The sequence below is a fragment of the Prochlorococcus sp. MIT 1318 genome (genome assembly GCF_047304505.1).
Lineage (GTDB): Bacteria > Cyanobacteriota > Cyanobacteriia > PCC-6307 > Cyanobiaceae > Prochlorococcus > Prochlorococcus marinus_D.
The window spans coordinates 130,531-153,918 of sequence record NZ_CP138958.1; the positions used below are offsets into that span (position 1 = coordinate 130,531).

At 53.9% G+C, this 23,388-nt stretch carries 23 protein-coding genes; 16 read left to right on the top strand and 7 right to left on the bottom strand.

The genetic code is table 11. The features are described from left to right. Positions 1-1,752, top strand: coding sequence for a phosphodiester glycosidase family protein (locus tag SIB66_RS00765; RefSeq protein WP_063421937.1), 1,752 nt, complete (start codon positions 1-3; stop codon positions 1,750-1,752). 102 nt (positions 1,753-1,854) lie between these two features. Here SIB66_RS00765 and SIB66_RS00770 read toward each other — a convergent pair whose 3' ends face one another. Next, the gene (locus tag SIB66_RS00770; protein ID WP_236070360.1) at positions 1,855-1,992 is read right to left on the bottom strand and encodes a hypothetical protein; all 138 of its coding nucleotides are present in this window, start codon (positions 1,990-1,992) and stop codon (positions 1,855-1,857) included. Here SIB66_RS00770 and rpsL point away from each other — a divergent pair. The 3 genes from rpsL (at position 1,986) to fusA (ending at position 5,067) form a co-directional block, all read left to right on the top strand. Further along, positions 1,986-2,363, top strand: coding sequence for a 30S ribosomal protein S12 (gene rpsL / locus SIB66_RS00775; protein ID WP_011131146.1), 378 nt, complete (start codon positions 1,986-1,988; stop codon positions 2,361-2,363). The genes SIB66_RS00770 and rpsL overlap by 7 nt on opposite strands. A gap of 65 nt (positions 2,364-2,428) precedes the next feature. Further along, positions 2,429-2,899, top strand: a complete 471-nt coding sequence (rpsG, locus tag SIB66_RS00780) for a 30S ribosomal protein S7 (protein WP_011131147.1) — start codon at positions 2,429-2,431, stop codon at positions 2,897-2,899. Between the two features lie 92 nt (positions 2,900-2,991). Beyond that, entirely contained in the window at positions 2,992-5,067 is a 2,076-nt protein-coding gene (gene fusA, locus SIB66_RS00785) for an elongation factor G (protein WP_063405080.1), read from the top strand. Between the two features lie 3 nt (positions 5,068-5,070). Here fusA and SIB66_RS00790 read toward each other — a convergent pair whose 3' ends face one another. After that, positions 5,071-5,244, bottom strand: coding sequence for a hypothetical protein (locus SIB66_RS00790; protein WP_413681470.1), 174 nt, complete (start codon positions 5,242-5,244; stop codon positions 5,071-5,073). Between SIB66_RS00790 and tuf the strand changes: the two genes are divergently transcribed. The 4 genes from tuf to SIB66_RS00810 all read left to right on the top strand — a co-directional run bounded on the left by tuf (position 5,161) and on the right by SIB66_RS00810 (position 8,435). After that, positions 5,161-6,309 (top strand): elongation factor Tu, encoded by a 1,149-nt coding sequence (tuf, locus tag SIB66_RS00795; RefSeq protein ID WP_413681446.1) that lies wholly within the window; start codon positions 5,161-5,163, stop codon positions 6,307-6,309. The two genes, SIB66_RS00790 and tuf, sit on opposite strands and share 84 nt — an antisense overlap. A gap of 149 nt (positions 6,310-6,458) precedes the next feature. Further along, positions 6,459-6,779, top strand: a complete 321-nt coding sequence (gene rpsJ / locus SIB66_RS00800) for a 30S ribosomal protein S10 (protein WP_011131150.1) — start codon at positions 6,459-6,461, stop codon at positions 6,777-6,779. Between the two features lie 58 nt (positions 6,780-6,837). Continuing rightward, positions 6,838-7,500 (top strand): LON peptidase substrate-binding domain-containing protein, encoded by a 663-nt coding sequence (locus SIB66_RS00805; protein ID WP_011131151.1) that lies wholly within the window; start codon positions 6,838-6,840, stop codon positions 7,498-7,500. Then, a complete protein-coding gene (locus SIB66_RS00810; RefSeq protein ID WP_063407266.1) occupies positions 7,500-8,435 on the top strand; it encodes a methyltransferase domain-containing protein in 936 nt (311 codons plus the stop codon). The genes SIB66_RS00805 and SIB66_RS00810 overlap by 1 nt, the downstream gene beginning before the upstream one ends. A gap of 2 nt (positions 8,436-8,437) precedes the next feature. Here the strand turns inward: SIB66_RS00810 and pheA are convergent, their stop codons facing one another. Then, positions 8,438-9,280: a prephenate dehydratase gene (gene pheA / locus SIB66_RS00815; protein ID WP_063407663.1), complete on the bottom strand. Its 843-nt coding sequence runs from the start codon at positions 9,278-9,280 to the stop codon at positions 8,438-8,440. Between the two features lie 33 nt (positions 9,281-9,313). Here pheA and SIB66_RS00820 point away from each other — a divergent pair, with 33 nt between their 5' ends. Beyond that, positions 9,314-9,862 carry a DUF1997 domain-containing protein gene (locus SIB66_RS00820; RefSeq protein WP_236070361.1) on the top strand — a complete coding sequence of 183 codons (549 nt, stop codon included), beginning with the start codon at positions 9,314-9,316 and terminating at the stop codon, positions 9,860-9,862. A 271-nt stretch (positions 9,863-10,133) separates the two neighbouring features. After that, on the top strand, positions 10,134-11,060 hold the full coding sequence (locus SIB66_RS00825) for an FkbM family methyltransferase (RefSeq protein WP_063407268.1): 927 nt from the start codon (positions 10,134-10,136) through the stop codon (positions 11,058-11,060). Positions 11,061-11,105: 45 nt separating this feature from the next. On the opposite strand, the gene SIB66_RS00830 is transcribed toward SIB66_RS00825, so the two are convergent. From SIB66_RS00830 to SIB66_RS00840, 3 genes are all read right to left on the bottom strand, one after another. Continuing rightward, complete coding sequence (locus SIB66_RS00830; RefSeq protein ID WP_063407269.1) at positions 11,106-11,690, bottom strand: ribonuclease HII; 585 nt, start codon at positions 11,688-11,690, stop codon at positions 11,106-11,108. A gap of 1 nt (position 11,691) precedes the next feature. Continuing rightward, the gene (locus SIB66_RS00835) at positions 11,692-13,635 is read right to left on the bottom strand and encodes an Rne/Rng family ribonuclease (RefSeq protein WP_063407270.1); all 1,944 of its coding nucleotides are present in this window, start codon (positions 13,633-13,635) and stop codon (positions 11,692-11,694) included. 270 nt (positions 13,636-13,905) lie between these two features. Further along, the gene (locus SIB66_RS00840) at positions 13,906-16,566 is read right to left on the bottom strand and encodes a TIGR03960 family B12-binding radical SAM protein (RefSeq protein ID WP_063407665.1); all 2,661 of its coding nucleotides are present in this window, start codon (positions 16,564-16,566) and stop codon (positions 13,906-13,908) included. A gap of 112 nt (positions 16,567-16,678) precedes the next feature. Between SIB66_RS00840 and SIB66_RS00845 the strand changes: the two genes are divergently transcribed. From SIB66_RS00845 to SIB66_RS00855, 3 genes are all read left to right on the top strand, one after another. Further along, positions 16,679-17,905: an LL-diaminopimelate aminotransferase gene (locus tag SIB66_RS00845; RefSeq protein WP_063407664.1), complete on the top strand. Its 1,227-nt coding sequence runs from the start codon at positions 16,679-16,681 to the stop codon at positions 17,903-17,905. Positions 17,906-18,007: 102 nt separating this feature from the next. After that, positions 18,008-18,322, top strand: coding sequence for an ATP-dependent Clp protease adapter ClpS (gene clpS, locus SIB66_RS00850; RefSeq protein ID WP_041385209.1), 315 nt, complete (start codon positions 18,008-18,010; stop codon positions 18,320-18,322). Positions 18,323-18,429: 107 nt separating this feature from the next. Beyond that, positions 18,430-19,215: a type II CAAX prenyl endopeptidase Rce1 family protein gene (locus tag SIB66_RS00855; RefSeq protein WP_063407666.1), complete on the top strand. Its 786-nt coding sequence runs from the start codon at positions 18,430-18,432 to the stop codon at positions 19,213-19,215. Here SIB66_RS00855 and SIB66_RS00860 read toward each other — a convergent pair. Then, entirely contained in the window at positions 19,137-20,753 is a 1,617-nt protein-coding gene (locus tag SIB66_RS00860) for a photosystem II high light acclimation radical SAM protein (protein WP_063407271.1), read from the bottom strand. The genes SIB66_RS00855 and SIB66_RS00860 overlap by 79 nt on opposite strands. 185 nt (positions 20,754-20,938) lie before the next feature. Between SIB66_RS00860 and aroC the strand changes: the two genes are divergently transcribed. The 3 genes from aroC (at position 20,939) to SIB66_RS00875 (ending at position 23,317) form a co-directional block, all read left to right on the top strand. Continuing rightward, entirely contained in the window at positions 20,939-22,027 is a 1,089-nt protein-coding gene (gene aroC / locus SIB66_RS00865; protein WP_063407272.1) for a chorismate synthase, read from the top strand. A 97-nt stretch (positions 22,028-22,124) separates the two neighbouring features. Continuing rightward, positions 22,125-22,901 (top strand): hypothetical protein, encoded by a 777-nt coding sequence (locus SIB66_RS00870; RefSeq protein ID WP_063407273.1) that lies wholly within the window; start codon positions 22,125-22,127, stop codon positions 22,899-22,901. Between the two features lie 50 nt (positions 22,902-22,951). After that, positions 22,952-23,317 (top strand): hypothetical protein, encoded by a 366-nt coding sequence (locus SIB66_RS00875; protein WP_063407274.1) that lies wholly within the window; start codon positions 22,952-22,954, stop codon positions 23,315-23,317. Positions 23,318-23,388 lie beyond the last annotated feature (71 nt).

Consider the following 23,388-nt stretch of genomic DNA (forward strand, 5'->3'; position numbering starts at 1 on the left):
ATGGTTTCTCCTCCTCCCCCACCTCCCACTGTTGAGGTAAGAGCCGCGAACTTATTTGTTGGAGATCGCCTCAACATCGATGGTCAGTTAATCGAGGCCCCTTGGCGCTGGAGAGGCCATAGGGATGGCACTGCAAACCAGCTCTGGCTTCCCCTGGATCTACTGGTCGGACGTTTTGGCTTCCGCAGGTCCACCCAGCCAAACGGACAGCAATTGCAATGGTATGGAAGCAAAGCCTCTCTGAAATCCCTCCCACAAATCACACTTCAAGATGAAGTGGCATTGAATGTGGCCGAATGGCTCACGACTACAGGAGTCAAGATCAAGCGGAAAAGCAAGACCCTTCACGTTGAACTGCCAACACCACGCCTCAAAGGTCTTCGGCAGGGCAAGGGCAGCAATTCAAATCGTCTGGTGCTTGACCTAAGCGGTCCGGCGCTCGTGCAAAGCCTTGACAACAATCTCCTTCTTAATCTTCAGGCCACCGTCCAGCAGCGTAGGCAGATGAAGGCATTAGGCCTGATGCCCAAGCAGCAGCGCAATGGCCTAATGCTCATCGGTCAGGCAGAAGCCCTAAGCAGCCTCACCCTGGACAAACCCTGGCGCATTGTCTTGGACGGTATTAGCAAGCACAGCCACGCAACAAATCTGCGCTCACCACTGCTCAATCCATCCATCCAGGCCCTCATCCAGCGCGGCCTGATCTTCGACACAAAAGTGGTGAACGTTGGGGTCAAACCATTGCAAATCACCAGGGTCGGTACAAATCTGTCAAAGCAAGGTCTGCTCCTCAGGCCTCTGCCGCAAATTAACCATCAACAAGGCCTGCGTTTTCTCAACCAGTTAGCCCAACCTGCAGACGCTCTGATCGCCATCAACGGGGGTTTCTTCAATCGAGTGCGCCAGTTGCCCCTAGGGGCCTTAAGACGAGATGGCACATGGTTTTCAGGCCCCATCCTCAATCGAGGGGCAATCGGCTGGGGCCCTACAGGACATCTATCCTTCGGCCGCCTGAAACTTCAACAAGAACTTCAAGGTTCTAAAGGGCATAGATGGAATCTTGAAACCTTGAATAGTGGCTATGTGCAGCGAGGCCTGAGTCGTTACACCAGAGCCTGGGGGCCTATCTACCAAGCCCTCAGCGGAGAAGAAAAAGCAATGATGATCATCAATGGCCGAGTCGTACAGAGCTTCCAACAAGTGCAGCTGGCCCGGGGGGTTCCTCTGAGCAAGGATGGGGATCTGGTCGTAGCCAGAGGAGGCTTCCCTTTACCGGCGGCGACTGGTGAAACAGTGAGCATAAGGATGAAAGCATCACATCCTCTTGGCGAACTGCCTCAAGTGCTTGGTGGTGGTCCATTGCTGCTGCAAAACGGGCGGGTGGTTCTGTCTGGAAGACAAGAAGGCTTCAGCCCAAGCTTTCTATCCCTTGCTGCTCCCCGCAGTGTGGTGGGCCAAGGCGGTGGCAAGCTCTGGCTACTCACTCTCAAAGGGGCCAGGGGCAGCGATCCAACCCTGCTGGAGACAAGCCTAGCCCTGCAACAACTGGGGATCAGAGACGGCCTAAACTTAGATGGAGGCAGTTCAACGTCCCTGTTGGTAGCGAATCAATTGGTTGTAACAGGTCGAGGCACACCCCCCAGAATCCAGAACGGCCTTGGCCTCATTTTGCGCCACCACAAAGGCAATCCTAAAAAAGCTAATGAGCCTCATAAAAATGCCAGAGGTCAGGAGCGAATCGCCAACAAATAATTAACGAGATCAAGCTTGGCATCTCGCCCAACAAAACAGAAGCACTGCAAGGGCCCATGCCTCCCTGATCACCACATCCTCCATCGCTTTTAAGATTAAATTTCAAATACGTATTGGTTGCAGAGCTGCTTTAATCGCAATCGATTCCGTCTGATCATCAATCAGGCAAGCCGAAACGGTATGGTGGTTGATTGTGGAATCAGGTCGGATCTCCGACCAAATGCCGACCTTCGATGCCAACCATCCAACAGCTGATCCGAACTGAGCGTCAGCACCTGACTCGCAAGACAAAATCTCCTGCGCTGCGTGCTTGTCCAGAGCGACGTGGTGTTTGCACACGGGTCTACACCTCCACACCTAAAAAGCCCAACTCAGCCCTACGCAAAGTTGCGCGCGTGCGCCTTACCTCAGGTTTTGAGGTCACGGCCTACATCCCAGGCATCGGCCACAACCTCCAGGAACACTCTGTGGTGCTCATCCGCGGCGGCAGAGTCAAAGATCTCCCTGGGGTGAGATATCACATCATCCGCGGAACTCTGGACACTGCAGGTGTCAAGGATCGCAGTCAATCCCGCTCAAAATACGGCGCCAAGGCGTCGAAGCAGGATTAAAGAGCCTCTTCATTAATCTCTCTCCTTATTAGCTCTACCTCCGCCTTCTCCACTCTTAACGGTCTATGTCCCGCCGCAACGCAGCCGAAAAACGCCCAGTCCTGCCGGATCCCCAGTTCAACAACCGACTGGCCACGATGATGATCTCTCGGCTGATGAAGCACGGCAAGAAGTCCACTGCACAACGCATCCTTGCCCAAGCCTTTGGCTTGATTAATGAGCGCACCGGTGGCGACCCGATAGAGCTCTTCGAAACAGCCGTAAAAAACGCCACGCCACTGGTGGAAGTAAGAGCCCGCCGTGTTGGTGGTGCCACATATCAGGTGCCGATGGAAGTACGCCAGGAGCGAGGCACAGCAATGGCCCTGCGCTGGCTGGTGAACTTCTCTCGCGCCCGTAATGGCCGCAGCATGTCCCAAAAACTGGCTGCTGAACTAATGGATGCCGCCAATGAAGCTGGCAGCGCCGTTCGCAAGCGAGAAGAAACCCACAAGATGGCAGAAGCGAACAAAGCTTTCGCCCACTATCGCTACTGAACATGGCCAAGCCCTGACGGCACTGAGCCGTTCCAACGGCTGACCTGTAGAGTCGCACCCGCCTTTTAACGCCAAACCCCGGAGAGTTTCCTGTGGCTCGCGCCTTTCCCCTGGAACGCGTCAGAAATATCGGGATTGCCGCCCATATTGACGCCGGCAAAACCACCTGTACGGAACGCATCCTTTTCTATTCCGGTGTGGTTCACAAGATGGGCGAGGTGCATGACGGCGCCGCAGTCACCGACTGGATGGCACAGGAGCGCGAGCGCGGAATCACGATTACAGCGGCTGCGATCTCGACAACCTGGAACGATCACCGCATCAATATCATTGACACCCCAGGGCACGTTGACTTCACCATTGAAGTGGAGCGCTCAATGCGAGTGCTCGATGGTGTAATCGCCGTGTTTTGTGCGGTAGGTGGCGTGCAACCTCAATCAGAAACCGTCTGGCGGCAAGCCGATCGCTATTCCGTTCCACGGATGGTTTTTGTCAACAAAATGGACCGCACCGGGGCCGACTTCCTCAAGGTTCACGGACAGATCAAGAATCGCCTCAAAGCCAACGCCATCCCAATCCAGCTGCCTATTGGTGCAGAGGGAGATCTCAGCGGCATTATTGACCTCGTTAAAAACAAAGCCTTTATTTATAAGGACGATCTCGGCAAGGACATCGAAGAAACAGAGATCCCAGACCATATGAAAGAGCTTGCAGCTGAATGGCGATCCAAGCTGATGGAATGTGTTGCTGAAACCGACGAAGAACTGATTGAAGTTTTTCTAGAGACAGAAGAACTAAGCGAAGCGCAACTTGCATCAGGCATTCGCGAAGGGGTTCTCAATCACGGCCTAGTACCTTTGCTGTGTGGATCTGCCTTCAAGAACAAGGGCGTTCAACTGCTATTGGATGCAGTGGTGGACTACCTACCCGCTCCTGTTGATGTACCCCCGATTCAAGGTTTACTTCCCAATGGCAAGGAGGCAGTAAGGCCATCCGATGACAACGCACCATTTAGTGCTTTGGCCTTCAAGGTGATGTCGGACCCCTACGGCAAGCTCACCTTCGTGCGTATGTATTCAGGGGTGCTCGAGAAAGGCAGTTATGTGCTGAACTCCACGAAGAACGAGAAAGAACGAATTTCCCGACTGATCATTCTCAAGGCCGATGACCGTGAAGAGGTCGATGCACTACGCGCTGGAGATCTCGGTGCTGTTCTAGGTCTGAAGAACACCACGACAGGCGACACCCTTTGCACGACTGACGATCCAATTGTTCTAGAAACCCTCTACATCCCCGAGCCAGTGATATCGGTGGCTGTTGAGCCCAAAACCAAGGGTGATATGGAAAAACTTTCCAAAGCCCTGCTTTCATTAGCGGAAGAGGATCCCACCTTCCGCGTCAGCACAGACCCTGAGACCAGTCAAACCGTGATTGCTGGTATGGGCGAACTCCACCTTGAAATTCTCGTGGATCGCATGCTGCGAGAATTCAAGGTGGAGGCCAACATCGGCGCTCCTCAGGTCTCCTACAGGGAAACCATTCGTGCCAGCTCTAAAGGCGAGGGCAAGTTTGCCCGTCAAACAGGTGGTAAAGGCCAATACGGCCACGTAGTAATCGAAATGGAGCCAGGCGAACCTGGTTCTGGCTTTGAATTCGTGAACAAGATTGTCGGCGGCATCGTTCCCAAGGAATACATCAAGCCTGCCGAATCAGGCATGCGTGAAACATGCGAATCCGGCGTTATCGCTGGCTATCCGCTCATCGATGTGAAAGTCACCATGGTTGACGGGTCTTACCACGATGTGGACTCATCCGAGATGGCTTTCAAAATCGCCGGATCGATGGCTTTCAAAGATGGCGTCAAGAAGTGCAATCCTGTGCTGCTTGAACCGATGATGAAGGTTGAGGTCGAGATCCCCGAGGATTTCCTCGGTGCGATCATCGGCGATCTGTCCTCCCGGCGAGGTCAGGTTGAAGGCCAGTCCATTGACGATGGACTCTCTAAAGTGCAGTCCAAAGTGCCTCTAGCCGAAATGTTCGGTTACGCCACCCAGCTCCGATCTATGACTCAGGGTCGGGGTATCTTCTCGATGGAGTTCAGCCATTACGAGGAAGTTCCTCGCAACGTTGCTGAAGCCATCATCTCCAAGAATCAGGGCAATTCCTGATCTCTATAACACCCACTTTCCACCCCCCGATTCTTTTACACAATGGCTCGCGAGAAGTTTGAGAGGAACAAGCCTCACGTCAACATTGGCACCATCGGCCATGTCGACCACGGCAAAACAACCCTGACCGCAGCCATCACAAGTGTGCTTGCGAAAAAGGGTCAAGCCAAGGTGCAAGATTACGCCGAGATCGACGGCGCGCCTGAAGAGCGTGAGCGCGGTATCACGATCAACACCGCTCACGTGGAATACGAAACGGATGGCCGTCACTATGCACACGTGGACTGCCCCGGCCACGCGGATTATGTCAAGAACATGATTACCGGTGCGGCCCAGATGGACGGCGCAATCCTTGTTTGCGCAGCAACCGATGGTCCCATGGCTCAAACCAAGGAGCACATCCTTCTTGCCAAGCAGGTGGGCGTGCCTGCACTGGTTGTCGCTCTCAACAAATGCGACATGGTCGACGACGAGGAAATTATCGAGCTCGTTGAAATGGAGATCCGTGAACTCCTGAGCAGCTACGACTTCCCTGGTGATGACATCCCCATAGTCCAAGTCTCTGGTCTCAAAGCCATTGAAGGTGAAGCTGAATGGGAAGCAAAGATCGATGAGTTAATGGAGGCAGTTGATTCATCCATTCCAGAGCCCGAGCGAGAAATCGAAAAACCTTTTCTAATGGCCGTAGAGGACGTTTTCTCAATCACTGGTCGTGGCACGGTGGCCACCGGACGAATCGAACGCGGCAAAGTGAAAAAAGGCGAGGAAATTGAAATTGTCGGCATTAGAGACAGCCGTAAGACCACCGTGACCGGTGTGGAAATGTTCCGTAAAGATCTTGACGAAGGCTTGGCGGGAGACAATTGTGGGCTCCTACTTCGCGGCATCGAGAAGGAAGACATCGAGCGTGGCATGGTCCTCGTCAAGCCAGGCTCAATTACACCTCACACCAAATTCGAGGGTCAGGTTTACGTCCTCAAAAAAGAAGAAGGTGGACGCCACACCCCCTTCTTCGCCGGATATCGTCCACAGTTCTACATCCGAACCACTGACGTGACGGGCCAAATTACCGCCTTCACAGCCGAAGACGGCTCCAATGTGGAGATGGTGATGCCAGGTGACAACATCAAAATGACTGGTGAGTTGATCTGCCCTGTGGCCATCGAACAGGGTATGCGCTTCGCCATTCGCGAAGGAGGCCGCACCATCGGTGCCGGAGTTGTCTCGAAGATCATCGAATGATCAAGGGGGGGGATGATTTGGGCCTTTGCCTTGTCATCCCTTAAATTCAAAGCTTCAGCCTGCATGAACGATCAACGTTCAATGCATCTCCAAAGAACCTCGACAATCCATCCCTAACCCCAATACAGGGAAAATCTCCTAAACCTTTCATGTCCACGGCTATCGCTCAGCAGAAGATCCGCATCCGCCTTAAGGCTTTTGACCGTCGCATGTTGGATCTTTCCTGCGACAAAATCATTGAAACAGCCGACAACACTGCCGCGACGGCAATCGGCCCAATCCCTCTTCCCACCAAAAGGAAGATTTACTGCGTGCTTTGCTCACCCCATGTGGACAAAGACTCACGTGAACACTTCGAGACTCGGACCCATCGGCGCATCATCGATATCTACAACCCGTCAGCAAAGACCATCGATGCCCTGATGAAACTAGACCTCCCAAGTGGTGTTGACATTGAAGTGAAACTCTGAAGGTCTTCCAAGATGTGTGCCGGCTAACTAGGCTTTTAATCTCTCTAGGACATTATCTGTGACCGACCTGTCCGTCAGGGAGTTGCCTCTCTTCCCTCTGCCGGATGTCGTCTTATTCCCCCAAGAAGTGCTTCCACTGCACATTTTTGAGTCTCGTTACCGAATGATGCTCCAGAGTGTGCTTGAAAGTGATCGGCGTTTTGGAGTGCTGCGCTGGGATCCTCAAACAAAAACAATGGCGAATGTGGGATGTTGCGCAGAGATCCTGCAACACCAAACATCCAAAGACGGCCGCAGCAATATCGTCACCCTTGGACAGCAGCGCTTCCGAGTGCTCGATGTGATTCGAGACGCCCCTTTCCGCACTGCCATGGTGAGCTGGATCGAGGATGACCAAATGGATAACCACAGCCAGCTAGAGGAGCTATCCATCAGCGTTGCAAAAGCCCTACACGATGTGGTGATGCTTACAGGCAAGCTCACAGATTCAGACATCACCATGCCGGACGACCTGCCTGATCTTCCCAGGGAACTCTCTTTCTGGATCGGCGCCCATCTCGGGGGACCTGTGGCTGAAGAGCAACAGGCACTACTGGAGCTCACAAGAACCAGCCATCGCCTGCAGCGTGAATACGAGATGCTTGACCACACCCGCCGTCAGCTTGCGGCAAGGACTGCACTCAAAGAAAGCCTCACCAACGTCGATCAAGCCAACAATTAATGGACCTGTGGGTGTGGATATTGATCCTGGCAGGGACAACCCTGACTTCTGCTGTAGTGATCTGGACCCAACGGGATCGGCGATACAAATCAAGCGCCAGTGTTGCCTCTGCTTACGATGCCTGGACCAATGACCAGCTGCTCGAGCGGCTCTGGGGTGAACACGTCCACCTCGGCTATTACGGCAACCCTCCTAGCACCAGAGATTTCCGAGCCGCAAAGCAAGACTTCGTACATGAGCTCGTTCAATGGAGTGGACTCGCCCAACTCCCTCGAGGCTCACGAGTACTTGACGTGGGCTGCGGTATTGGCGGTAGCGCAAGAATCCTGGCCCGAGATTACAACTTTGACGTGCTTGGCATCACCATCAGTCCAGCCCAGGTGAAAAGAGCGTCTCAACTCACTCCTGAGGGGATGACCTGCCAATTCCAGGTGATGGATGCCCTCGATTTAAAACTGGACAAAGGTAGCTTCGACGCTGTTTGGAGTGTGGAAGCAGGCCCCCACATGCCAGACAAGCAGCGCTATGCAGATGAACTGCTGCGTGTGCTGAGGCCAAAAGGTGTACTTGCGGTGGCCGATTGGAACCGCCGTGATTACGAAGATGGGGAGATGACCAACCTTGAGCGATGGGTTATGCGTCAGCTACTCGACCAATGGGCCCATCCGGAATTCGCCAGCATTAAAGGATTCCGCCGCAATTTGCTTGATAGCCCTTTTGCTTGCGGCCCTGTCGCATCTGACGACTGGACAAGATCCATCCTGCCCTCCTGGAATGATTCGATTTTGGAGGGGTTTCGTCGTCCTGGAGCCGTGCTCGGGTTGGGCCCAGCCGCCGTGGTCAAGGGATTCAGAGAAATACCAACGATCTTGTTGATGCGCTGGGCTTTTGCCCATGGTCTGATGCAATTCGGTGTCTTCCGCAGCCGCGACTGATCTCAATCGAGCTCCAAGTCGCTGCTGAGATAAGAGCCAAAATGCACAAGATGTTCACACAAAGGCTGCAAGGCCTCGATGAGCTGCTCAGATGCACCAATACCCCCATCCCTCAATTCCACATCCACAAAGAACACGTATTCACCTAGTTCTCGCTTCGAGGGACGCGACTCAATCCGACTCATATTGAACCCCAGTCGAGCCACACAAGTGAGTGCTTCGAGCAGGCTACCCGGGGCGTTGGCATGCAGAGAGAATGCGAAGCTCGCCACATCCCCACTTTGCATCGGTGTTCCCTGCCGTAACAACAGGAATCTGGTTCGATTGCCCGCGACATCGTTGATAGGAAAAGCCAGTTCTTTAAGGCCTCTTCCCTGGCCCGTAGGCCGAGAAGCGATCGCTGCCCGAAATCGACTATCTATAACCATTCTGGCCGCCTCGGCCGTAGAACTTGTAGGCAACTGCAGGGCATCAGGAAGATGATCAGCCAACCAGCCACTGCACTGAGCCAGAGCTTGGGGATGAGACAGGACTTCAGAGATGTCTTTGAGTCCGCCACTACTCAGTAGAGCATGACGAATCGGCAAAACCACTGCCCTAAGGATGCATAACTGCGGATGAGACCAAAGCGCATCCAAGCTGGCAGTTACACCACCCTCCACGGAATTCTCAACCGGAACCACCGCCATTTCAGAGCGTTTAGTGGCCACATGCTCAACGACTGAACGCAGACCTATACATGGCACCAGCTCAAAATTTGCTAATCCCTCAAGCTCCGCCAGAGCTTGGGCCGCTTGCTGACCATAGGTTCCCTCCGGTCCGAGGAAGGCCACGCGTATTGGCATCAGAAGCGCATCGCAAGTGAGGTCGATAGGATCATGACGCGTCAACCGCAAGCCATGCCTCTGGCTTTCCAAGCCTGCCAGAACCTCAATTTGCCAGTAAGGCAAAACACTGAGCGACTGCCTGCTTACCTGCTCGAACAGGATAGGGTCCTGGCTGCTCTGCTGGAATGGGAAAAACTTACCCCACTAGGTGAGGGTCGTTTCAGCTACGCAGTGACCAGCCTGAACGTGTTTCAGCTGCAGATCAACCCAGTTGTCTCACTCAAAGTAGACAACTGTGATGGCAAACTCAGCATCCGCGCAACCGATAGCGAACTTAAAGGTCTAGATCTAGTGGATGACTTCGACCTCGGCCTGGAGGCCATCATGGAAGCCACCCCAAAGGGTCTGGAAGGGGAAGCTCTGCTATCTGTCAGCGTTACCCCACCAGCACTGCTGAAGCTGATCCCCCAAGGGGTGTTAAAAAGCACCGGTCAATCAATACTAAGCGGTATCCTGCTAGGAATCAAAACCCGTGTTGGCCAACAACTTGTCAAGGATTTCAACCAATGGTGCCAAGAGTCATCCATGCCCTCCAGTTAAATTGCACTTAACAGCGAACTCCCTTATATGGCTTGGCCATTCCCTTCACTAGGCCAAGTTTAATCTAAAAGATAATGCTAGTCAACTTACAAAAGCGCTACATCTGACCTCATCAACAATAGATAGATACATATGGCATCATTTGCAATAACAAGATCTCAATAAAAAACACAAAGAAACATTCACTTCCGATAGTTACCAGAACAAGCCAAGACTAAGGAAGATTAAGAAAGCAGGCAATGGTAAGATGCTGTCAAAGTAGTTTTGCATAATGGGCAAGCACGTTATCACTATCAACGGGAAGGAGATAGCATGCAACAGTCAATTTGGGCAGGCAGAGTGGACATTTTATTTTTTTAGGCATCTTGGCATTGAAGGAGGCACCGTCATCGAAGCCGGCGCATCTTCACCAGAAAGCATAAGCAATTCAAGAGTCTTCATTGACAATGGCTGGAATGCATTCTTAATCGAAAAAGAAAGAAGCCAATGCTCTAAATGGAAGCATTTCATTAGCAACACAGAAAAAGTAAAAATCTATAATAAAAAAATAGAATATAATTCCAATGGCCTGAGCAAGCTATTAGACGAGATAGGCTCTCCTCAGCAGCCAGAAGTACTATTTCTGGATATTGACGGAGGTGAGTATCAACTACTTGAAGGTTTACATTTTTTCAGGCCGAAGGTAATATGTGTTGAATACGATAACGTATACCCCCTGAATATAGATTTTGTCCCACAGCAAATACGCCATGGCATCCAGGCAAGCTCTAAGGCAATGTATAGAATGATGCTAGAGAAAGGATACATATATTTAGAAAGTTTTTTTCATGATCATATTTTTGTTACCAAAGAATTTTTACAAGACTGCTTAAAATCCAATCTTCAACTCCTTCATGGGAGAAAGTATTTCATCCAAAATGCCCCTGTTCATTTATATGAAATACACAAAGTGCTCGCAGGATTTGATGGCAAGACAGATCCAGGCTCTCTACGCATTGAACTCTATTCAGGAAGGGTCCGCAACCTACTTAACGATGGGTACAGAGATGAGGCATTATCATTTTATGCATATCTTACCTTAGCCTTTAAAAGCTACATTAGCATCTTCAGGCGAACATCTTTAAGTAAATACTGCGAATCACTCACAGAGGGAATCGAAGCATTCCATCGTGAATTCAGTGAACAACTTTTTGATTAAGGGATAGTTCTTTCAAGAACAACTCAATAGATTCAGACAATTAGTTCATTGCAGAACTTTTACAAGGAATGAGCGACGATGAAGCGCTGTAGGGCCTAAATCCAACAAGGCACGCCGGTGGATCGCCGTTCCATAGCCAACATGTCGCTCCAAACCGTAGCCATAGAAGCGACTAGCCAACCGCTTGATCAGCCCATCACGAGCCTGCTTGGCCAACACACTGGCTGCAGCGATGGCCGCACATTTGCTATCACCGCGCACCACGGTACGTTGTGGCCCCATCCAGAGGCGCAATGGCAACACGCCATCAACCAAGACAAGCTCCAACGGTGTAGGTAGCCGCTGCAATGCCCTCAGCATGGCAAGTTCCGTCGCTGAGCGAATGCCTAGAGCATCAATTTCGCGAGCCGAGGCCTGTCCAAGAGCCCAAACCGTCGCGGCATCCTCAATCAGCGGCACTAGGCGAGCCCTGCGGCGAACAGTCAGTGCTTTGCTATCTGTTAACCCCTCAGCTAACAATTCGACTGCCGCAACTTCAGTGAGGACAACCGCTCCTGCAAACACAGGACCAAACCAGCAGCCCCGACCCACCTCATCAACTCCGGCGATGGATTCCGCCGAAGGGTCCATATCAGCCTGCAGCTGAGGAGCGACGGCGGCGGCGGCGCGGATCCTCGGGTTCACTTTCCTGCGGCTCGGAAATTGAAGAAACGGTTTCTACAGAAGCGCTACTCGATGAATGATCAACCTCAAGAGGAGTGATTTGAACACTTAGAGGCTCATTCTTTGCGACAACCTTGGCTTGCTGGACAACGACCTCTGTGCCGTTGGATGAAGAGGTTTCGACACTGGCTTCGGGAGCACCACGGCCGGCTCCTCGAGCACCACCTCGTCCCCGACGCCGACGCCGATTGGAACTAGCTGAAAGCTGCTCACGAGCCTGCTCAAGGACAGACTCAGCATCTTCTCCAGGCCGAACCACGCGAACCAGAAAGTTGTCATTCTCTGGAGGTGGCTCAATCAAAAGCAAAGGGTTTAATCCAAGCCAAGCAAAAACCTCCTCCTGCCCTGAATTCATTGGAACAGCAACCAATTCAGGTTCCTGGCGACGAATAACACCCTCAGACGAGGCCGAAGGCTCTTGTCTCTCAGGTTCAACAGACGTGGTTGACTCACCTCCATTCGCCACACCAGAAGGAGGCGTATGTGCAGGCATCTCAACCGCACCAGAACGAATGCGCCCACCACGCCTACGGCGACCATTCCCGCCCTCCCCTGGCACCTGCGCTTCAGCTCGAACAGAGGCTGCTGATCTCACCAATCCAGTCGCCATAGCAAGTGGCTGTAGCAGATCTTTGCCAGGTAGTACCGCCACATGGCCAAGACCACCACAGGCAGGACAAGCCCTGCCAAACAATTCATAAATGTTCTGCCCCTGACGCTTACGCGTGAGTTCCACCAGCCCCAGTTCAGTCAACTGGGCAATCTGAGGACGAGCAGCATCATCGCGAACTGCTGCTGTGAAATGCTCCAGCAACTGCAACTGATCACGGCGCGACTCCATGTCGATGAAGTCGATGATGATCACACCGCCAATATTGCGAAGCTTCAGCTGGCGGGCAATCTCAATAGCTGCCTCACAATTGGTCCAGAGCACCGTCTGACGAGCATTGGCCGAACGAGTGAACGAGCCTGAATTGACATCAATAACAGTGAGTGCCTCCGTCGGCTCAATGATCACGTAGCCACCGGATGGCAGATCTACCCTGGGCTTGAGAGCATCGCGGATGGCAGCATTAACTCGGTAATGCTCAAGAAGTTCGGTGGATTCGTTATGGGCCTCAACTAATACATTTGGCCCTTCCTGGCCAAGGAAACTGCTCACACGCTCAATGGCAGCGGCATCATTCACCACTACTCTCACAAGATCTGGGCCGACGTGATCTCTCAAAACGCGATGAATGAAATCTTCATCGCGATTGAGCAGTACCGGTGGCAGAGCATTGTCTGCCGCCTGCTGGATCGCTTCCCATTGCCTGAGTAAAACCTCCAGATCATCGATCAGCAGATCTTCACTAATGCCATCGGCCTCGGTGCGAATCAACAGGCCAGCACCCGGCGGCTTCACTAGTACGCCAAGTGCTCGCAAACGATTGCGTTCCCCTTCGGAATTAATCCGGCGAGAGATGTTCACCCCCTGGCCATGGGGCTGCAGCACCAAGTAGCGACCAGGCAGCGCCAGGTTGCCAGTAAGCCTTGGCCCCTTAGAGCCTGTGGGCTCCTTCATCACCTGAACCAACACCTGCTGACGGGGCTCCAGCAGCTCGGTGATCCCTGCAGCACCCTTCTTCAAACGCAGAGGGCCCAGATCAGTGACATGGATAAAACCATTTTTCTCACTTTCCCCAATATTCACAAAAGCGGCATCAATTCCCGGGAGAACGTTCTCGACCGTGCCCAGGTAGACATCTCCGATCTGGTATCGACCCTGAGCAACGATCAACTCATCGACTCGCTCATCTGTGAGCAAGGCTGCGATGCGCAGCTGCTCAGAGATGACAATTTGCTGGGGCATAGAAAATAAATAGGGAGCCCTGCTGGACTCAGAACCGATCAATGGCCTGCCGGCTCAATGCATCGGGTGGAAAACGAATTAACAGCCAAAGGCCGTTGAAGAAGCAGACGGAGTCAAAAACTCCTATGGGTTATGTGTCTCACTGCTCCCGAACAGAGGGAACGGAATGAACGAGCAGCAAATAGCCTCGCTTAGCTCAGAATTGGAGTGAAGAAGGCCGGGACGGACCAGTGGCATAAATTGCCCCTGCATTCACGTCATATTTTGACTCTAACACTGCAGCAACTTGAGTTCCTGCCTTTGCACACCGCTCATGCGCAAGGGCTCACCCATCTGCTCTGCAAGCCAATGCTGCACCTGAACAGGTTTAAGGCTACGGCCCATCGAATCAATGCTTGCCTCCAGACGCAGTTGAACGGCGTCTAAGCAAAGAGACTCACCTCCCTGCTCGCATCTGTTGCACAGTTGAAGTTCACGCAATGCTGGCCGGCAGTCTCGTTGACGCGGCCGTCCCTTCTTGTCAATGTCATTCCACAGCAGTTCATGAGCTTCCTTCAAGGACTCGACAGCTACTTGCCACTGATCCCACGTCGATGGCTTCTCAGACTCAATAGCCAAATCAAAGCGCCATGAGGCTGCAACCAGCAACTGAGAGAGACTGCTACCGCCTACAGGCACAGATTCCGCACTAAGCAAAGAGAGTCCCTGCGGCAAGGTGGCCTGAAGCTGCTGACGCATGGTCTCGGCCTCCACCGGCTCCACAAACTCGAGATCCATCCATTCCCCAAAGGCCTCTACCCCCAAAGGCAAAGCCAGAGCTATTTGCAAACGGGGCAGGGAATGAAACCCACCGCTGTAACTCACTGGCAAACCACTGCGCCGCAGTGCTCTTTCAAGCAGACGCATGACATCCAGATGACTAAGAAGGGCCATCGAACCAGTTTTTGCAAATCGCAGACGGATGCGACAGGCTCGCTTCGTTAAAGGAGTTTTCTGAAGCTGCCGATCTGGCACAGGCGGCGGTGGCACCACCTCGTTGTGACCCATTTCAGAACCACAGACGCCACAACTACTACAGCCTTCGAAAGAACAGTCAGGCACCACCGTTGCCGTCAAGGCACGTTGCAGATCCTCTGCCAGCCAGCTCTTATCAATGCCCGTATCAATGTGATCCCACGGCAGAGACTGAGCGCAGAAGCTGCTCAGATCATCGCGATTGAGGGCTGAGGTCGCTCCCCAGCTCCCTAACTCCAGATCCCTATATCGGCCCTCCAGCCCTGCAGCTGCAATAGCCCAGACCCAGGCCTGATAAGTGCGATCAAGGGCCTCGAACCAAGCATCCATGCCTCCCCCCGCCCGCCAGGCTGCCTCGATCACCGACGAGAGACGACGATCACCGCGACCGACAAAGTCCTCCATGGCGGAGAGGCGCACATCAGTGAAATTAACCTTTACGCCTCTGAGCGCCCGAAATGCCTGTTGCAGCTTTTGCTGACGTCGCTGCAGTTCTTGCGTAGATACGCTGTGCCACTGAAAAGGCGTATGTGGCTTTGGAGTGAAGTTACTAACCGTGATCTTCAGGTTCAATCGCCCAAGATCCCTGCACTGCTCCTGCAACATCTGACAGGTATCGGCAATGCCAAGCACATCCTCATCCGTTTCGCTCGGCAATCCGATCATGAAGTAGAGCTTGACCTTGCGAAAGCCGTTCTGCATCGCCGTGCGGATCCCCTGCAGCAGGTCGGCGTTCGTCAGACCTTTATTGACAACGTTCCGCAAGCGCTGACTGCCAGCCTCCGGCGCGAAGGTGAGAGCGGCCTGACGAGCACCGCCAACGATGTGAGCGATATCATCATCAAAGCGATCGACCCGTTGGCTGGGCAGCTGAAGGGTCACATTCTGATCCGCCAAACGATTTCGCAACTCCACACCAACGGCTGGCAGAGCCAAGTAATCGCTGCAACTGAGCGACAACAACGAAAAATCGCTATATCCCGTTCGCTTCATACCATTGTGCACTGCTTCAATCACCGCCTCCGGATCAACATCCCGAGCTGGACGTGTGAGCATGCCGGGCTGGCAAAAACGACAACCACGAGTACAACCGCGACGAATCTCCACCTTGAGTCGATCATGCACCGTTTCGATATGTGGAACCAAACCCATGGCGTAGTGAGGCATCGGCTTGGCCACCCGTCGCAGAATCTTGGCCGGCGCAGCAGGCTCCAAAGGAACGATGGAGGTGCCATCAGGGCCTTGACCGTAAAGAGACGGCACGTAAACGCCAGGCACCTGAGCTAAGTCCTGCAAAAGACTTGAGCGACTCAGTCCATTGGCCTTAGCGTCAGCCACTACCAAACCAATCTCAGGCAGCAGCTCTTCACCATCGCCAAGGGCTACAAAATCAAAAAAAGCGGCATAGGGCTCAGGGTTACTGGTAGCCGTTGGTCCGCCAGCAAAGATCAATGGTGGTGCTGCTAGATCATTCAGGGGCTGATCACCACGATCGCTTGCCAACAAAGGAATCTCTGCCAGATCAAGCATCTCAAGGATGTTTGTGGCTCCAAGCTCATAACAGAGACTGAAGCCAAGGATGTCGAAGGCCTGGAGAGGACGGCGACTCTCCACCGCGAACAGAGGCTGCCGAAGATCCCGCAAGCGCTGGGCCAGGTCCTGAGCGGGGAGATAGGCCCTGTCACAAAGCTGACCTGGAACTGCGTTGAGAATCGAATAAAGAATGATGTGGCCCTGATTGCTCGCGCCAACCTCGTAGATCTCCGGGTAGGAGAGAGCCCAGCGCACCCGAGAGGCCTGCCAATCACGAGACTCCACCCCCAACTCATGGCCCATGTAACGGGCAGGGCGATTGATCCCGGCATTGACCAGGCTGTCGAAATCCACCGGCTCCAGACGGGGTGAGGCGACGGTCATGGCCAACAGGGCACTAATCCCATCGTATGTATGGACAACACTGGCCACCCCCCCGACACAGCGCAAGGCCCCGTGACGTAGCAAGATGCCTGCCAAGACAGCCAGCTCATCAGTGGTTCAGGTCAACAGCAACTACCTCAAACTCAAGGCGGGATATCTATTCCCCGAAATCGCCAGGCGGATCAAAAGCTTCAGTGAAGCCAACCCGGATGCTGCGCTCATCCGCCTCGGCATCGGCGATGTAACCGAACCTCTGCCACTGGCATGCAGAAACGCGATGAAGGTCGCCATCGACGAGATGGGTACCAACACTGGCTTCCATGGCTATGGCCCTGAGCAGGGCTACGACTGGCTGCGCGAAGCGATCGCCAAGCATGATTTCCAGACCAAAGGCTGTCAGATCAATGCCGACGAGATCTTTGTCTCCGACGGATCGAAGTGCGACAGCAGCAACATCCTCGACATCCTTGGGAGCAGCAATCGCATCGCCGTTACAGATCCGGTTTATCCGGTCTATGTCGACAGCAACGTGATGGCAGGTCGCACCGGCGACGCCAATCAAAGCGGCCGCTACGCAGGCTTGAGCTACCTGCCAATCAACGCCGAAAATGGGTTTGCAGCCAAGATCCCCTCCGAACCAGTCGATCTGATCTATCTGTGTTTCCCCAACAACCCCACCGGAGCGGTAGCCACAAGAGCCCAGCTCCAGGAGTGGGTGAACTATGCCCGCACCAACAGTGTCTTGATTTTGTTTGACGCTGCCTATGAGGCGTTCATCCAGAACCCCGACCTGCCGCATTCGATCTATGAGATCGAGGGCGCTCGCGAGTGTGCCATCGAATTCAGATCGTTCTCCAAGAATGCTGGATTCACCGGCACCCGTTGCGCCTTCACGGTGGTACCGAAAGGCTTGAAGGGCAAAAGCGACGATGGATCAGATGTGGAACTCTGGAATCTCTGGAACAGGCGCCAAAGCACCAAGTTCAACGGAGTCAGCTACATCATTCAGCGTGGCGCCGAAGCGGTTTACTCCGCCCAAGGCCAGGGGGAGATCAATGCGCTAGTGAGCTTCTACATGAGAAACGCCGCCATCATCCGCAGGGAACTTACGGCCGCCGGGATCGAAGTGCATGGTGGTGAGCATGCGCCCTATGTGTGGCTGAAGACACCAGACGACATGGATTCCTGGGGCTTCTTCGATCATCTGCTCCAAAACGCCCACGTGGTAGGCACCCCAGGCAGCGGTTTCGGTGCTGCAGGCGAAGGCTACTTCCGTCTCTCCGCCTTCAACAGTCGCGTCAATGTAGACGAAGCCATGCGTCGGATCCGTGCCCTCTGAAACCACAGAATCAATCCCCCGCCATTGAAGCTGGGATTGCCCACCATCTGCACCATGGGTGAGCGGCCCACGTACATTGGAGCCGTCCCGATCGTCCTGGCCATGGCGGTGAATGCCCCCAGCCCCACTCCCGGTGGTGCCGCCGTCCTCGAAAAGCAAACCGAGCGGATCCGCAAGCAATCGCCTCATTACAAGGTGCTTCTTCACAACGATCCGGTGAACTCCATGGAATACGTGGTGGTCACCCTCCAGCAGGTCGTACCCCAGCTAAGCGAGCAGGACGCCATGGCCGTGATGCTGGAAGCCCATAACACCGGCGTCGGGCTGGTGATCGTCTGCGACCTCGAACCAGCCGAGTTCTACTGCGAAACACTGAAAGCCAAGGGGCTGACCAGCACACTGGAACAGGAAAGCTGAACAGGTCTGGCCTACACCCGCTCTGGTCAGCATGGTTAAACCAACGTTGGCGCTGGTTGCCGACAGTGACCCTGATCCCCCTGCTCTACGGGTTGGGCTGGCTGATCATGCAACCAACTGTCCTTTTCCTGCCAGGGCTGCCGCTCCAATGGCGCGGCCTGCTGGGAACCCTCTGCAGTGCACTGCTTTTTCTAGTGCTACTGCCTGGCTGGGTTAGGGCCCGCTGGATCAACCAACATCCATGGCGCAGCTTGGGCATCACTGGTGCAGACGTTGGCAACACCCTTGTGAAACCCTTGCTCCTCGGATTGGCCGGGGCAGGGGCCCTGCTGCTGCTCATCAGCGTGATCACGATCAGCGGCCATTGGGGCTACTGGCTAGGGGACCTCAACGCCGAGAAACAGCTCAATGCCATTCTGCTCTGCCTCGTCGTGGGCTTGCTGGAAGAGCTGCTATTCCGCGGATGGCTCTGGGGAGAGCTCAAGCTACTGATCGGAGCACGGCTGGCAGTGCCCATTCAAGCCCTGATTTTCAGCCTGGTGCACACACGCTTCAACATTGGGATCTGGCCAATGCTCGGCCTGCTGAGCGGGCTGTTCCTACTGGGCCTGGTGCTGGCCATTCGCAGGCGCCTCGACCATGGCTCCCTCTGGGGATGTGTAGGACTGCACGGAGGTTTGGTGGGTGGCTGGTTTGCCCTCCAATCCGGCCTCATCCAATTTTCCCCTCAGTCGCCGCTTTGGCTCACCGGGCCAGCTGACAACCCCCTCGGTGGAGTGGTCGGCATCCTGGCGATGGCTTCCTTACTCGTCTATCAGCTCACGGCATTAGCCAAGGCCGCCCGCCCCATCACTGGAGCCCGTAGAGCCTCCTCCAAAGGCGCCACCCCGTAATCCCGCTCAAGCAAGGCCATTACGGTACGTCCGAAATTGCCAGGCTCAGTCTCAAAAGCCTCGAGACAGATTCTTCCGAAAATGCTTCCCATCGGTTCAGGGTTCCAGAGCAGCTTCCTAGCCGTCCAGGGCATCATGCTCATGGGGTTGTAGCCGGGCTGAATCAAACCCTGGTCAAAGCCGTACTGCTCCAAATGGGTGTGAGGTTGCAGGCCAATGAAGAAGATGGCAGGCTCCACCTTGTCGGGCCCGAAAATCCGTTCCAGCTCGCGGTGATAGGCGATGGATTGACGAATCGTTTCCGGTCTTTCGTCAATCACGTTGAAGGAGTAGTTCACCGACACGTGATGACGGAAGCCAGCGCGGACTAACAGCCGACAGTTCTCAAGCACAGTTCGCAGGTTGTACCCCATGCGCATCTTGCGCACGAGCTCCTGAGACCCTGAGGTAATGCCAATCTCGAAGTAACTCATGCCGGTTGCAACCATCAACTCCGCAAGCTCGGCATCAAGGTTGTCGGCACGGATGTAGGCGGCCCAACGAATTCCATTGAGCCCTTCGGCCTGGATCGCCGTCAGAAGATTTTTGGCATCCTCAATGTATCGGCGGGCGGGGATGAACTGTGCATCAGTGAACCAAAAGCCACGTACGCCACGGTCATAAAGCTGGCGCATCTCCGCCACCACCTCTTTGACAGGATTGAGCCGTACCTGTTTCCCCTCCACAACGGTGTAAACGCAATAGCAACAATTGTGGGGACAGCCCCGCTTGGTCTGTACACCGACGTAGAAGTCACCACCCTCTAGGTACCAATTCAACTGAGGCCATATCGATGAGATGTAGTCGTAATCGCAGGCGGTTTTAGGACGACTTTCAGGCTGCTCATGAATCAGACCAGCTCGCACTGGCTCACCCACCACAAAACAGCGTTGATCACTCAGGGAAACGCCGCGCAGCAAATTCTCCAACAGGAGCTCCCCTTCCCCCACCGACACGATGGTGCCCTTCGGCAAAGAGCGACCAAGTTGCTCATAGAACACACTCACTGCACCACCACCCAAAACAGCCCGGGCATGGCTGACATAGCGACGAGCAGCTCGCAGCCCATGTCGCACAAGTCGCTGATTGCGCCAGAGCTCCCCGTAATGGCTTTTCATCAACAACAATCCACCGAAGGCGCCCCGGAGGCGTCGCAAAGGATTGCTTGCATAAAACACCTCAAAGGAGTGCTGCAGTGGATTGCCAGTGCGGCCATCTACCGGTGCATAGATCTGGATATCTCTCCAAGAAAAAACCAGCAGGGTGGGGCGAAACTGATCAATCGTGGCCAACAACACCCGTTCAACATCCAGCACAGGCAAAGCAGCCAAATCCAAAATCCGTTGAGGAAGATCCGGGAAACACTTGTGCAGGTGATCGGCCAGGTAAATCGGCCCAATTGGAAAGATGGGATTGCAGGGCAACCTCACCAACAGCACACGCTCCTCTACCTGCGAGGAAAATCCTCTAGAAACCTCAAAGGATGAAGCGGAACCCATTGGTCAAGAGCGCAGGATCTCAGCGATTGCTCAAGCTGAAAGCGACGCTAACAATGACCGCGCTTCTCCCAAGCGCTAATCAGTCAAGCCGTTGTCTCTGAAACTCCCGGCATCAATTGAAGATGAGCAAAGCAAGCTCCCCGCTGCGCAGCGACTAATTACTCTCTAATAAGAATGAGTTCTTGATGGGCAGCAGCTTTGGGGATCTATTCCGAATCAGCACCTTCGGTGAATCTCATGGAGGGGGCGTGGGAGTCATCGTGGAAGGCTGCCCACCAAGGCTTGAGCTTGACCTACAGAAGATTCAGGCCGAGCTAGATCGACGCAAACCTGGCCAAAGCAAGATCAGTACACCCCGCAAGGAAGAAGATCAAGTCGAAATCCTCAGCGGTCTGCTCAACAACACAACCCTTGGAACACCAATCGCCATGGTGGTGCGCAACAAGGATCACAAGCCTGGCGACTACAAGGAGATGAATGTTGCATTTCGACCTTCCCATGCCGATGCCACCTATCAGGCGAAGTACGGCATCCAAGCTCGAAGCGGTGGAGGGCGAGCCTCCGCAAGAGAGACGATTGCGCGGGTAGCCGCTGGAGCGATTGCCAAGCAATTACTGACCAAAACCCATAACACCGAAGTACTGGCATGGGTCAAACGCATTCACACCCTGGAGGCCGAAATCAATGCCCAAGACGTCAGCATTGATGACGTCGAAGCAAACATCGTGCGTTGCCCGAACCAAGTCATGGCAGCGCAAATGGTGGAGCGTATTGAAGCCATCAGCCGTGAAGGCGACTCATGCGGTGGTGTGATCGAGTGTGTTGTCCGTAATGCCCCAATGGGTCTGGGGATGCCTGTGTTCGACAAGCTTGAGGCAGACCTCGCCAAGGCCGTGATGTCACTACCTGCCAGCAAGGGCTTTGAGATCGGCTCGGGTTTTGGCGGCACCCTGCTAAAAGGCAGCGAGCACAACGACGCTTTCCTCCCCAGCAATGATGGTCGCCTACGAACAGCCACCAACAACTCTGGTGGCATCCAGGGAGGGATCACTAACGGTGAGTCCATCGTGATCCGAGTGGCGTTCAAGCCAACAGCCACCATCCGTAAAGATCAACAAACAATTGACGCTGATGGCAACACCACGACACTGTCTGCCAAAGGTCGTCATGATCCCTGCGTGCTACCTAGGGCCGTACCGATAGTTGAAGCCATGGTGTCCCTTGTACTCGCTGATCACCTCTTACGCCAACAAGGACAGTGCAGTCTCTGGTAAAGCAAATCTGCGCCTACCTAGACCAAGCAATGATTCCCCTTTCACAAGGTCCTACTACTCAATCATCATCGACAAATAGTTAAAGCATGCGCTGCCAATGGCGCTCTCCCCTCGTGATGCTGCCGATTCACGAGCCATGGAGCCATGGAGCCATGAACGCCACAGCAGAATTGCCTTAATCACCAGCGGGATCGCTACTGCCAAACCACTAGCTCGACAATTAAAAAGGCCTCTTAGTACGACTGGCAAAACCGTTGGTTTTGACCCATTCGCCCGAGGCCTTAAAAAACGAAACGGAGGCACTGGACCAGCCAGTCACCTCCAAGCATCAAATGCTCATTTGAGCGCTAATGGAACGCTACCGTTGGCGCCAACCGCCGAGCTAACGACAGAGGTTCCGAGACGACCAGCGGCCTTCGCCATGCGTTTTGCTACCGACGTGGAGGCAACAAGACTTTTGCTCCCACTAGCTTTGCGTGCACGGCGAGCTGGTCGCGACGTGCCAACTGATGCGCTGGAAGACTTCTTCGCGGAGGCCTTGGCAGCAGAGGTTTTCTTCGTGGGGGCTTTAACAGCAGAGGCTTTTTTTGCAGGGGCTTTAGCAGCAGAGGCTTTCTTTGCAGGGGCTTTAGCAGCAGAGGCTTTCTTTGCAGGGGCTTTAGCAGCAGAGGCTTTCTTTGCAGGGGCTTTAGCAGCAGAGGCTTTCTTTGCAGGGGCTTTAGCAGCAGAGGCCTTCCTTGCGGGGGCTTTAGCCGCAGAGGCTTTCTTTGCAGGGGCTTTAGCAGCAGAGGCTTTCTTTGCAGGGGCTTTAGCAGCAGAGGCTTTCTTTGCAGGAGTCTTACTCGTTGATTTACCTGGACCACGACTGCGATGAGTCAGCACCATGGCCCACTCATCAGCAGTGAGATTTGAAGGCTTGCTGCCATGGGTATTGGCGAGCTTGGCAGCCTTTTCGATGTCCTTGATCAAATTGGTCCAGGAAGTCGCAAAGCGCTTGTCCGACTGAGACTTGGCACCGCTTTCAACCAAAGTTTCCACCACTCCAGCGGCGCTGACCTTCTTACGGCGACGATTAAAGATCTCCTTCTGAAGCTGTGCGATCAGAGCATCGGCTTTAACGCTGAGCTTGATGGTGAGTTGAGACATTTAGGAAAAGACAACTATCTTATATGTAGCATCCCGCTCAAATGTCGAACAATAGTTGAGGTCAATATGTGCTTGTCGAGGTCTTCAAACAAGGGTGCAATGCATGGTCAAGTTCTCCTTGCTGAACTATCACTCGCCCCATAGCAATCGCGTCACCAGCATCAAGCCAAGGATTTAAGTCTGAAGCCGTAAGCCCACCAGCGACAATCACAAAG

Coding starts and splice junctions, on each gene's coding strand:
- SIB66_RS00765 (WP_063421937.1), top strand. CDS start 1: ATGGTTTCTCCTCCTCCCCCACCTCCCACTGTTGAGGTAAGAGCCGCG.
- rpsL (WP_011131146.1), top strand. CDS start 1,986: ATGCCAACCATCCAACAGCTGATCCGAACTGAGCGTCAGCACCTGACT.
- rpsG (WP_011131147.1), top strand. CDS start 2,429: ATGTCCCGCCGCAACGCAGCCGAAAAACGCCCAGTCCTGCCGGATCCC.
- rpsJ (WP_011131150.1), top strand. CDS start 6,459: ATGTCCACGGCTATCGCTCAGCAGAAGATCCGCATCCGCCTTAAGGCT.
- SIB66_RS00810 (WP_063407266.1), top strand. CDS start 7,500: ATGGACCTGTGGGTGTGGATATTGATCCTGGCAGGGACAACCCTGACT.
- pheA (WP_063407663.1), bottom strand. CDS start 9,280: ATGCCAATACGCGTGGCCTTCCTCGGACCGGAGGGAACCTATGGTCAG.
- SIB66_RS00820 (WP_236070361.1), top strand. CDS start 9,314: ATGACGCGTCAACCGCAAGCCATGCCTCTGGCTTTCCAAGCCTGCCAG.
- SIB66_RS00825 (WP_063407268.1), top strand. CDS start 10,134: ATGGGCAAGCACGTTATCACTATCAACGGGAAGGAGATAGCATGCAAC.
- SIB66_RS00830 (WP_063407269.1), bottom strand. CDS start 11,690: ATGGACCCTTCGGCGGAATCCATCGCCGGAGTTGATGAGGTGGGTCGG.
- SIB66_RS00835 (WP_063407270.1), bottom strand. CDS start 13,635: ATGCCCCAGCAAATTGTCATCTCTGAGCAGCTGCGCATCGCAGCCTTG.
- SIB66_RS00840 (WP_063407665.1), bottom strand. CDS start 16,566: ATGACCGTCGCCTCACCCCGTCTGGAGCCGGTGGATTTCGACAGCCTG.
- clpS (WP_041385209.1), top strand. CDS start 18,008: ATGGCGGTGAATGCCCCCAGCCCCACTCCCGGTGGTGCCGCCGTCCTC.
- SIB66_RS00855 (WP_063407666.1), top strand. CDS start 18,430: ATGCAACCAACTGTCCTTTTCCTGCCAGGGCTGCCGCTCCAATGGCGC.
- SIB66_RS00860 (WP_063407271.1), bottom strand. CDS start 20,753: ATGGGTTCCGCTTCATCCTTTGAGGTTTCTAGAGGATTTTCCTCGCAG.
- aroC (WP_063407272.1), top strand. CDS start 20,939: ATGGGCAGCAGCTTTGGGGATCTATTCCGAATCAGCACCTTCGGTGAA.
- SIB66_RS00870 (WP_063407273.1), top strand. CDS start 22,125: ATGGCGCTCTCCCCTCGTGATGCTGCCGATTCACGAGCCATGGAGCCA.
- SIB66_RS00875 (WP_063407274.1), top strand. CDS start 22,952: ATGGGTATTGGCGAGCTTGGCAGCCTTTTCGATGTCCTTGATCAAATT.